This window comes from Psychrobacter sp. TB55-MNA-CIBAN-0194 (assembly GCF_040309505.1).
Lineage (GTDB): Bacteria > Pseudomonadota > Gammaproteobacteria > Pseudomonadales > Moraxellaceae > Psychrobacter > Psychrobacter fozii.
Genome location: NZ_JBEOOW010000002.1, coordinates 196,887 through 208,727, shown reverse-complemented (window position 1 = coordinate 208,727; position 11,841 = coordinate 196,887). Strand labels below are relative to the sequence as shown.

Annotated in this window: 6 protein-coding genes; 1 reads left to right on the top strand and 5 read right to left on the bottom strand. The window is 43.0% G+C overall.

Annotated features, from left to right (window positions below; translation table 11 throughout):
• From cgtA to AAEY75_RS03445, 4 genes are all read right to left on the bottom strand, one after another.
• A complete protein-coding gene (cgtA, locus tag AAEY75_RS03460) occupies positions 1–1,212 on the bottom strand; it encodes an Obg family GTPase CgtA (RefSeq protein WP_201590197.1) in 1,212 nt (403 codons plus the stop codon).
• Positions 1,213–1,512: 300 nt separating this feature from the next.
• Positions 1,513–2,955, bottom strand: a complete 1,443-nt coding sequence (locus tag AAEY75_RS03455; protein WP_352258424.1) for a glyceraldehyde-3-phosphate dehydrogenase — start codon at positions 2,953–2,955, stop codon at positions 1,513–1,515.
• A gap of 400 nt (positions 2,956–3,355) precedes the next feature.
• Entirely contained in the window at positions 3,356–4,522 is a 1,167-nt protein-coding gene (locus AAEY75_RS03450) for a lipocalin family protein (protein ID WP_352258422.1), read from the bottom strand.
• Positions 4,523–4,949: 427 nt separating this feature from the next.
• Positions 4,950–6,086, bottom strand: coding sequence for an NUDIX domain-containing protein (locus tag AAEY75_RS03445; protein ID WP_352258420.1), 1,137 nt, complete (start codon positions 6,084–6,086; stop codon positions 4,950–4,952).
• 295 nt (positions 6,087–6,381) lie between these two features.
• Here AAEY75_RS03445 and hemP point away from each other — a divergent pair, with 295 nt between their 5' ends.
• Positions 6,382–6,540 (top strand): hemin uptake protein HemP, encoded by a 159-nt coding sequence (gene hemP / locus AAEY75_RS03440; protein ID WP_227672156.1) that lies wholly within the window; start codon positions 6,382–6,384, stop codon positions 6,538–6,540.
• Between the two features lie 237 nt (positions 6,541–6,777).
• Here hemP and AAEY75_RS03435 read toward each other — a convergent pair whose 3' ends face one another.
• Positions 6,778–11,772 carry a translocation/assembly module TamB domain-containing protein gene (locus tag AAEY75_RS03435; RefSeq protein ID WP_352258418.1) on the bottom strand — a complete coding sequence of 1,665 codons (4,995 nt, stop codon included), beginning with the start codon at positions 11,770–11,772 and terminating at the stop codon, positions 6,778–6,780.
• Positions 11,773–11,841: the final 69 nt, after the last annotated feature.

Below are 11,841 nucleotides of genomic sequence, written 5' to 3'. Positions count from 1 at the left end.
TTATGGAACGTAAATCACCTCGACACCGTCTTCATCATCGAAGTCGTCATCATCGTCATTTAAGTCCACCCCTTCACGTGCTGCTCTGCGGGCCGCACGATAGGCTTCACGCTGGGCTTCAGTGTTTAGACGGACTTCTACTTCTAAGCGCTCAAAACGTGTTCTTTGTGCTTCAGCGAAGATAGGATCTTCTAGTTCACGCTCACGCTCTAGTTCAATCTCATTCATCAAATGATATTTAACCGCATCAGTCCCTTCACCCATTAGGGTTGACGTGCGAAATACATCGCCTGTCCAATCAAGCTCAGCGACAATATGGGTACAGAGCTCATCTAACTCTTCTTCAGGCACCTGATCGATTTTGTTTAATACTAAAATCTGAGGCAAGTTGGATAACTCAGGTGAAAAACGTTCGAGTTCATTCAAGATAACACGAGCGTTGTTTACCGGATCGCTGCCATCAACTGGCTTTACATCGACCACATGTAACAATCGACGAGTACGAGCCACATGCTTTAAGAAGCGGATACCAAGTCCGGCACCTTCTGACGCACCTTCGATCAAACCCGGAATATCTGCCATCACAAATGAGCGATGACGACCGATATCAACTACACCTAAATTAGGAACGAGTGTGGTAAATGGATAGTCAGCAACTTTTGGTCTAGCAGCAGAAACTTGACGAATAAAGGTAGATTTACCAGCATTAGGCAAACCAATCAAGCCAACATCAGCCACTACTTTTAGCTCAAATTTAAGAACTTTTAATTCACCTTCAAAACCTGACGTCGCTTTACGCGGTGCTTGGTTGGTAGAGCTCTTGAAATGGGTATTACCCAAACCACCATCACCACCTTTGGCAATCAGTAACGTCTGACCAAGTTCAATCAAATCGCCCAACACTTCATCTGTTTCGGTATCAACTACCGTGGTACCAATAGGCACTGGTAAAAACAAATCATCAGAGCCTTTACCTGAACAGTTTCTACTGTGACCATTCTCAGCTCGCATGGCGTCGTGACGACGGGTATAACGATAGTCAACTAGGGTATTGGTGTTGTCTTCTGCAATGACATAAACATCTCCGCCTTTACCACCATCACCACCATCAGGGCCACCACGTGGGACATATTTTTCTCGGCGAAAACTGGCGATTCCGTTACCACCGTCACCTGCTTTTACCGTTACGACGGCTTCATCAATAAATCGCATTTTACTTTCCTTAATTCACAATCCAGTTTATATACTGGTTACAACCAACGGTTATATTATGGGGTTTTACTGTATTGTCACAAAAAATATTGTGACAAAATAAGCGCTAAAAGCACGCTACTTGTATTTGATATTCAATATGAAAATAACACCCGATAATCAATCGGACTATCGGGTGTTTAAGTATGACAGCTAACGCAATATCAAGCTATCCAAACCAGACGCTATTATGGCAAATTTTGCAGTATGACCGCACCAATTTACACAATATCAGACAACTGGTTTGTTATGCTTAACGTTCTATGCAGGAATTTGAGTGTAGCTAATTCCAGCCATCTGGGTCGCCAAACGCAATACCTGAGTACTATAACCTACTTCGTTATCATACCAAACATACACAATGGCTTGATTACCAGTAAGAATAGTCGCCTGCGCATCAATGATACCAACATGAGTCGTACCAACGAAATCCGTTGATACGGCTTCTGTAGAATCTGTATAAGCAATCTGCGACTGCCAAGCGCTGCTGTTAGCAATTTTACGCAAAAATTCATTCAACGCTTCAGCACTTTCTGGTGCCGTTTTAAGCGTTAAGTTCAAAATCGCTAGGCTGACATTTGGTGTTGGTACACGGATAGCGTTACCCGTTAGCTTACCACTTAATTCTGGTAATGCTTTACCAACTGCTTTTGCCGCGCCTGTGCTAGTGATAACCATGTTCATCACAGCACTACGACCACGACGGTCTGCTTTATGATAGTTATCAACCAAGTTTTGATCATTGGTAAATGAGTGGATAGTCTCTACGTGACCATTTTCGATACCGTACTCATCATTCAATACATTTAACGTTGGTGTAATAGCATTGGTCGTACAGCTAGCAGCACTAACGATAGTGTCATCACCAACCGTGTCATTGTTCACACCATAAACGACGTTTTTGATGTCACCACCAGCAGGGGCAGTTAATAGTACTTTTTTCACGCCAGTAGATTGTAGATGCTTGCCAAGGCCTGCTTCGTCTTTCCAAATACCCGTGTTATCGATAACGAGAGCATCGTTGATACCATAAGCGGTGTAATCGATTTCACTAGGATCTTTCGCATAGATAACTTGTACAAAACGACCATTAATAATCATGCCGTTGTTGTCATCATCGATACTGATGCCACCCAAAAATCTACCATGGATCGAATCACGCTCAAGCAATGAGATACGTTTGGCCAAGTCACCAGCAGCTGCTGGGCGTACGACGATAGCTTTTAACTGCATACCTTTTGCACTTGATGCTTGCGCCAGTAATAAACGAGTCAAAATACGGCCAATACGGCCGAAACCATATAATACAACATCTGTCGCGCCATTCACGGCACCTGCATTATTAACAGATTTTAGCGCAGCTTGTACGTCAGTGTCATTAGCTATCAATTGACCAACATCGATACGAGTGGCTTGGATATCTTTGCTCTCTGCGATGACTTTTACCATCGCTAACGTATCAGCGATATCAATAGACTTAGCGCCATGGTCACGCAACGCAACTTTTTGATGCAAAGCGAGTATTTGACCAACTGAGGTGGAGTCTAGCGTTTCGCCGAACAAAGTCACTTGTACGTCTTGCGCATTATAGAGCTTATTCAATAACCCCATTAGCTCAATCGCTTGTTGCTCTTGATTGTTGTAGTTGCTTAAGTGGTCTTGATGTAATTGGCGTAAGGTATCAGCGTTGCTCACGAGAAACATCCTTATGGTCAGTAATGTATGATCAATAAAATATGAAGAAATATGAAATAGATAGGTTGTGTATGCTCTAAATGGTGACTCTAATATGATAATCAACCACTATCAATATGGGTTATTGACACTAGAGTATTTGAATCGCATAGATTTTAGCCTAAAACGCCTCATTTTGCCAGTAGTAACCGATTGGTTGGTGTGCATAATAGGTTTCATTCTCATATACAGACTCATATTTAAATAGAGATAAAAATAAAGGCAGCCATATATGCTGCCCTATCAGGTTTTTTTGAGTAAGAGTTGCTATGAATTTCTATTCATTGAAATAACCTGATAATAACCAGTTGCCTATCAGATATACAAACTCATTCCACCATCAAAATTTAACGTTTTATATTTATATTAACTATGGCGTTAAATTTACCGTCTGATTGGTTTGCGGTGTTAGCTTAAATTCTTTTAAGTCATAACCTTGTTGTTGTGCAATCTGACGATATTTAGAATAGGTTTCTTGACTGACATTAGGCGAACGAGCCAATAGCCACAGATAATCTTTGTCAGGTGTGCCGACCAATGCCGTCTTATAATCAGCATCACGTGCTAGTACCCAATAATCGGCACGGCCAACTGGTAACCAACGAATCCATGAGGGCAAGAAAGTTACTTTTAGCTTGCTACCAGTCTCATCCGCTGGCTTTGCTAGACCTTCAGCAATAATCTCCGAGCCATCTTCGGCCATACACTTATTAGTGACGGTTATACCTTTTCCATCAGCTTTTTGAGCATAATTGGCCGTAACATCACCTGCGCATTTACGTTGAAAATACATCGGTAAGCGCCCTATCTCGTACCACGTTCCAGCATATTTTTCGAGGTCGACGCTATCGACTGTCGTTGGAGTATTTGCAGACTTATGAATGATGGCGCTTGGTTCGATAGACAGCGTCTCTGTTGTCGTTTTATCCATCGTTGCATTGGTAGCCGCCATAGACGCTGCATTGACTGGAGGCGTAGCAGCATAAGCTGAAAACGCAGCCAATGGTATAATAATCGCTAAGGCAATACCTGTATGCTTAATCAGTCCATTCATAAATATGCGCTCCGGTATTTCTTTGTATGATGAGTGGGTGGTATCCGATGACGAATCGGTTTCTTGTTCAGAATTTCTATGCTCAGACTTATCTTTTGATATTTTTATTTGATCATCTACAGATGCTGAGGTCAGTGACGCAGACAGAGTCAGTCCTTGGGACTGTTCAAGACTGCTTTTCGAATCATTATTTTTCGTAATGTCATCATCAGACATAGCAGACTCTTTTGCCTTTAGCAGGCTTTTGACAGCGCTCTTGTACCCAAAATAGCTGTCTTGCGAAGACGTGTCTTTTACCGAATGACTCGGATACTCATCATTCGATTCGTCGTGGTTGTAGCTAGCATCATTGCTGGCATAGCCTGTCTTTTGCGCATTATCCTTATCCAGATAATAACTGCTTGACTGACTAGTCTGCTGAGATTGAGAACCAGCTTCCTGTGAATCAGACCATCCTGACTTAGGTAACTTGTTGGCTTTCATAGAATTACCGTTATTAATAATGACTGTGAAAATTTCTTTGTGTATTTATCCACCTAGTCTAACTCTCTGAACGTCGCCAAATTCAAAAAGCGTGTCTAATAAGTAAACCAGCGCTACAGAATTTGATGTTATTGCAAGGGTCAAAATATATTTTCATAGGCAATTTGCTAATGAATAATAAACAGTTTGCTTACGAATGATAGAGTAAATACTCTTTAATTAGGTATTCTATATTAAGGACAACTTGACTATTAAAACAGTGTCGCAATGTAGGAAAACGCAACGGTTTGTAAGTAACTAGGTCTTTATGCGGTGGAATGAACACCTAATAAAAACATAGTTACTTACTGGATAAATATCAGAAAAATCAGTGATGTCCCTGATAATTTTCAACAAATAATAAGCTCAATATAAGTCGAACTTCTTCTTATTTTTCACTGTTAAAAAACTGACGAATACCAGCAACGCTGACACCGCCATGTGCTAATGCTTGATCTATCATCGTGGGTGATAGACCGCCCAAACCAATGACTGGCATATCGGCCAGCTGTGCTAAGGCAGACCATGCCTCCCAACCAAGTGGTACAGTATCAGGATGCGTGTGAGTGGCTAATACTGGTGAGATGAAAATACCGATCACTGGCGGCAGCTGTTGCTGTATTCGAGCACTGGCGAGTTTGTTGGCAGCTTCAATACTGGCAATATCATGACAACTGATTATCAATGGAAAGTCATCCGATAAACAATGCTCAGATACAGAAGTGTCTGAAACACTTTCAAGCCATTGCATTAATGCCGTATGGGTCAAATGATTTGCAATGATTTGATGAGAGATATTTTCATCTTTAATCGGTATTGACTTATCAACGTCCACAACTTGGCTATCAGTACCATAAGGTACAATTACTTGAACGTCTGAACGATCATGCATCAATTGCGCTGCTAGATTGCCTGAGCGCTCTGCATCAGCTTCTTTTGTTCGAACATAAACCAAAGACTCTATCGCTAAATTGTCTTGATGATACTGTAACCATGCTGCCGCTGGATCAGAACATTCGCTAAAATGTGATAATGGATAGGTAATGGTTATCTGCGTTGGCAACCTCAGCCATTCTAGAATCGTTTTATTCGCAGCGGGCAAGGGATACTCACCTGCTAATAGCTTAGACTTATCCACCCATGTCAGCGCCTGCCCTTCTAATCCATATTTGCAATGCTTATGCTGCTCGTATTGCTGCGCTACCAGCTCAATCTTGTAAACCTGTAGTACAACCTGCTTGTCACCATAGTCATGATGCAAACGACCAAGCTTGACGATAATGTCATTATCTATAGCAATACCTGTTTCTTCAGCGACTTCTCGAACCAATGCCTGTTCTGCACTCTCATTGGCATCAATCTTTCCACCGACGAACTCATAGCGATTGCCTTGGTGTTGGGTAGCATCTCTAAACCCAAGCAAATATTGCTCTTTATGATGAATAACAGCGACAGCAACGTTTACGATGACTGCTTTTTTGTCTATGATTTGGTTTATTTCTTGGTTATTTGGTTCGATTGGCATGGTTTTGTCCTTCGTTGTTTATTTTTATTAGAGTATGTTCAGTCATACGAAAATGTTAGAAGATAGCAGGAATTTAACTTAAATTACTGATTTTAAATATAATATTCATAATTTGTCTTATTCAGGATAAGGTTTATGACAACTGCTTTAGATAAGTTTACATAATAACTGCATTTTATTTTATCAATTGTCTTGCAAAATCATTCAATCTAAATGATAATTATTATCGTTAAAGACGATTACTTACTGTTATCGCTACTCAGCTATTTTTTATCAAAAGGATTTTATTATGAGCATGGTCATCTCTCGTTATCTAAACTGCCGCGAAAACCGTCTACCTACTTTACAATCACAGCACTTATTTGCCCTAACTAAGGAAGTACGTATCGAGCATGAAGGTGAAGAGTACCGCCTACGCCTGACACGTAATAATCGACTAATCCTAACCAAATAGAATGAACATCACTCGATGTCCACTTATAAAAAAACGCCTTCATTAAAAGGCGTTTTTTATTGGCTGAAAATTACTGTGGTCATCGTTAATGGATATAGGTTTTAGATATTGATAATAATTTATAGTCAAAGAAATCTAAAATTGCTACAAGGCAGTCGACTGCAGATTTTACAGGTAGTACATCTAAGGAGACTAACACCGTAGCAGTTTAGTAGTTCTCTGACTATAGCGTTGCGTTTAGAACTGCCAACTATAAACCACATCTACTGCATTCTCTGCAGCGGCGCTTGCTTCAACATAGATACGACGCGTCAACTGGTAACGAACCGACAAGCTATTCTGAGCATTAAACACACCCACTCCGTAACGAATATATAAATCAGGAGTCACATAACCAGTGACATTGACATTGGTGTCTTCACTGCTGCCGGAGGCATCCACGGTGAGAGATTGCAAACCAAAAGCCTGACCTATCTGATTGGTTAAGCTGCGCGTGCCACTCAGTCCGAAACTCAATCCAGCCGCTGCTAAGTTATTGGTAACCTGCGATTTAAATCCTTGCTCACTGATTTGGGTCGCACCTGTATTAGTAAGGCGGCCTGTGACCAACGCATTCATCGCTTGCTGCTGTGTCAGACCAGCATTATTGAAGACAATAATGTTTGGTGACTCAGTATCACCTTTAACACGTAGGCCTACTATTTTCCCTTCAATGCTTTTAACTGCTTCGACACTTAAGGTCGGATTCATAACATCGCCATCAAAGCGTACTTGACCATAATTGAGCTCTAAACTTTGACCAAAGGCATTGATATCAGTACGACGCGATACCTGCACCACACCTTTTGCACGCATAATTCCTGTACCATTTTGGGTGATATTAATCGCCCCTGCTAAAGGAATCACGGCACCAAAGCCACGGAAGTTGATATCCTCACCCAAATCAATACCAATATTTGCATTGATAGACCAAGGCTTCGAGATGGCCAAGACTTCATCGATATTACCAATCAAACGACGATCAAGTACGACTGCATCTTCGGTTTGAGTCACAATATCTTCACTGGCTTCTGGTGGACGGATAGTCGCTGACGGTACACTAATGGCACCTTTAATATCAACATAGCGATCGCCTGGGCGCACAATAATATCAATATCTGGATCGATTTCAGCTACTAGCAATGGCGGCTGAGTAAGCACCAATCCTTCGCCGATAACACTTAGCTTAGCCTGTAACTTTTGTTTCCAATCAACCGTTCCTGTTAAAGAGCCTTTACCGGTACCACTGTTAAACGTGCCATCCATCGTTGCTTGAGTGCCGCGAATTTTGGCGGCAGCATTTACATTGGTCAAGTTAATCGGTAAATCCAACATGGCGATACGGCCATTGGAAAGCTTCACGTCACCATAGAACTGCGGCTTGGCAAGCGTACCACCGACGCCACCTGCCATCGTGACATTGCCTCGCAGGACTCGCATCCCCGGGAAAAAAGGCTTAAATATCGCTAGATTGAGCTCATTGAGTACCAACGCACCCGAGATTGGTTTAGGCGTTTTATAAGGATCAACAACGACCTCAGCATAGCCACGAGCACCGCTTCCGGTATTGATGTCTGTGCGTAGCTTGAGGCCTTCTGGAACGGATACAGCAATGAGAGAAACCCGCTTATAAGGTAAAGTAACAGCAGCGCTATCACCCTCTTGAGCTAAGCCAATTTTGCCATTATCCGAGTACAACGTTGTATTAATAGTCGGCGGACGACCACGTTGCCAGCCGACAATAGCTTTACCATTAATCTTGCCATGCCAATCAATATCTTTGGGCAAAAAGACTGAGAATAATGAAGTATCTAAATTCTGTAAGGCCACATCGACCTCACCTTGATCTGGTGATGCGACCAGTTTTTTGCGTAAACACAGCTTGCCAGTTTGATCAGCAGCTTGCCAACAGTGCGCAGCTAGCTGTACTTTGAAGTCTGTGTTTTTCCCGTTCTGTTCGTTAGGTAGATTCACAATCAACTGCGCTGGTTGCAACTGGTTTAAAGTCGCATATTTAGACTGAATGCGGCCCTCACCGATGACTCCAGACCAGCTCACGCTATTGCGATTGAATCCACCTTTGACTCTTGCACCAATAGTCAGCTGCTCATTGGCCACGTCTAGATCGACCACGTGTGCCTGCTCTGTCCCATTAAATGAAGCCTTAACACTTTTAAAACTCTGTCCAGCAGCATCTAAGCCTTCGGCAGTAATGATAAGCTGACTTGGGCTATTTGCTAGATTGACCAGTTTTCCGCGAACACGACCCTGACGTAAAACAAAGCCTGGTAGCGCAAGACGCTCACCCACCAAATCAATATAAATGGTTGGCAACGCTTGTCCTACTGGCTGCGACAAAGTGGCACCGCCAGTTACTTTACCAGCCAGCTGATCTGAGAGCTGGTCTAAGCTGGTGATATTGATTTTGGTTTGTAGCTGCTTAGCATTACCGTTAGCAGTTACGTAATTATCACCCCAACGCAGTACGAGGTTTTCCGCATTTAAGCTATCAATTAAGGCATTTACTTTTTTGTATTGCGCTTGAGCATCTTGCGTTTGCAGACTTTCAAAGTAGCTTGCCAAGTCTTTTGGTAAGCGCATTTTCGCCGCCAAGCTGCCTTTAGCGCTCAACGTCTGCCCTTTTAACGTACCGCTCAAATTGACTTGCTTGATATTGATAATTTGCTGCGAATCACTCCAGCGTCCATCAGTATCTATCGTACCCGTGATAAGACTTGGTGTGTCTTTTAGGAAATACCCTAGGTTAAAACGATCCATTACCGCATTGATATCCCACGCAACTCCTTGACGCACATCTACGGTACCTTTGGCATCGATGCTGCCGGCAGCACCCACATGACGGAAGCGTTTGATACGAATCAATTGATCATCGCCACTGGCATCAATAGTCAGCTTACCTGCTGGCAGTTGCTCAGCATCCAGTACACCATCGAAATTTACGGCAAAACGTTTTAGCTTACCTGGCGTGTTTTTACTATTGCTAGGCGGCGTTTGCCATTCACCACTGGTGGTTAAATCACCCGTCAGAATCGCTGGGTTATTGGGCAAAAAATAACCCAAATTGAAATCGTCAAAGCGGCCATCTACCGTCCAACCAATATTTTTGCGTAAATCAATGACACCCTTCGCTGCCACTGCACCAGCCTCGCCATTGTAATTCAATTTACGGATACTAATCAGATTTGGCGTACCAGCGGCATCAATAGATAGGCGGCCTTTTGGTACATCTGCCGTATCAATTTGGCCATCAAAGCGCGCATCAAATACAGACAGCTCACCACCGACGATATCGATGCTGGCATCACCGCCACCTGTTATACCGATGGTACGACTGTCTTGTGTGGCATCAAGCTGCGTCTGCAAATCAGTGTTATTCAGCGTAATGATATGACGCTGACCACTAACACCGTTTTTGGTGATATTTAACAGACGACCCCGGGCGTTAATACTACCTGTTAGACGCTCAAGTGGTAAGTCGCTGCGGTATTTTTTCGGGAGCAAGCCTTTGGTACTCGCATCAACTTGCCATGTGAGTGGTGTATTCTTACTCGCTAGTCGAATCTGTCCAGTACCAGATAGGTCGCCTACGATTCCTTCATAGTTCAATCGATTAATATCAATGACGTCACTAGCTTTACGTAGACGCACATCATAGTTGCCTTTTGGAGCAGCATTGAGCTCATTGATAACCGCATTGGCATCAACGGATAGCTGTGAGTCACGAATGATGACATCTGCCTGTCCACTCGGGCTATTAATATTGCCGACATCAGGCACATCACGGCGGACTAGATTTTGCCATTTAGCATCAATATACCAAGGGGCCGCCTGTTTAGATTTCGCTGAAACTTTGCCACTGGCAATATTAGCATTAACATGCTCACCATCACGTTGGCGTAAGTCTGCATCTATCTCTGTATTACCAGCGCTATTCTGCTGCTGATAATGTAGCGACAGTCTGCCATTAAGCCTTTGCGGTGCGTACGCTTTAAAGTCAGCGTACTCATCAGGAATCGCTTGGCGGATATCAAAGTTACTGCCTGTCGCTCGGATTTTTGCATCAAAGCTACTCTTCCAATCTAAAATACCTTGCAACACCAAACGTCCAGCAGGTACATCAGCATCTAAACGATCAATACGCAGCTGACTATCAGCAATAATCGCACGGCCTTGATAATGACCTGAAGGAATGTCTTTGGCCGTCAGTTCAGTATTGATGCGTAGACGTATCTCAGAGATGACACCCTCTGCTGTGGCCGTACCGCTTTTTAGGCGAATATCTTGATCTTCTGCATACGGGATTAAGATATCATCCCATTGCAGTTTTGCCCGAAACGGTGAATCGCCGTCCAATCCCTGAACGATAAAATCACCGGTAACATCACTATCGTTGTAGCGACTGCTTACTTTACCAACCGTGCGTTTGAGCGTACCTGTTGCGGTAATGTTTAGTGGATCAATATAGGCTTGTTCTAGTGCACTTACTTCTGCAATAGCACTTAAATCTAGCGGATAATCGCCTTGTAAATCAATTTCACCTTTTAAAGCACTGATATTAACGATGTCAGCATACTGCAAATCACCACGAGCAATGGATACCGTGCTGCCGACCCAAGTCAAATCACGGGCAACGATATTACGGATGATGATAGGCTCTTTGGTCACTTGCTTATAAGTGATGCTTTTGATTTTAGCTTGGTCAAACCGTAGATTGACGGGTAACTGCAGGGTTTTATAATCGAAGGGCTCACCCGTTGGTGGCTCATTATTGATAATCTCAATGGTCTGTATGTCGGCCTCACGCAAATGCACTTCTTTGGCAAATACAGCGCGCCAGCCTATCTTTACATAGGCTTTATCAACCAATATCTCAAGGTCTTCAGTCGCCTTGATATCGATGTCGGTCACCCAAATACCGTCACGCAAGTTGCCTTGTCCATATTCGAACTCTATGCCTGTCTCGGCACTGACTTTCTCTAATATAAACTTGGTACCTGACTCTGTGCCAGCCGCATAAAAGAACACCGCAAACATAATCGCGAGTACGATTAAAATCAGCACCAGTAGCTTGAGCAAAAATGATAACGGATACAAGCGCCTGACTGCACGAGCGTCGCGCTGTGCCGGATCTTCATCTGGTGAGTTACTAGGCGGGTTGTTTTTTGTCAGCATGGCACTCAACTACGTTAAAGAATGATTACCGGCAATCGGTACGATAAATAATAAATAACAGAACGAATC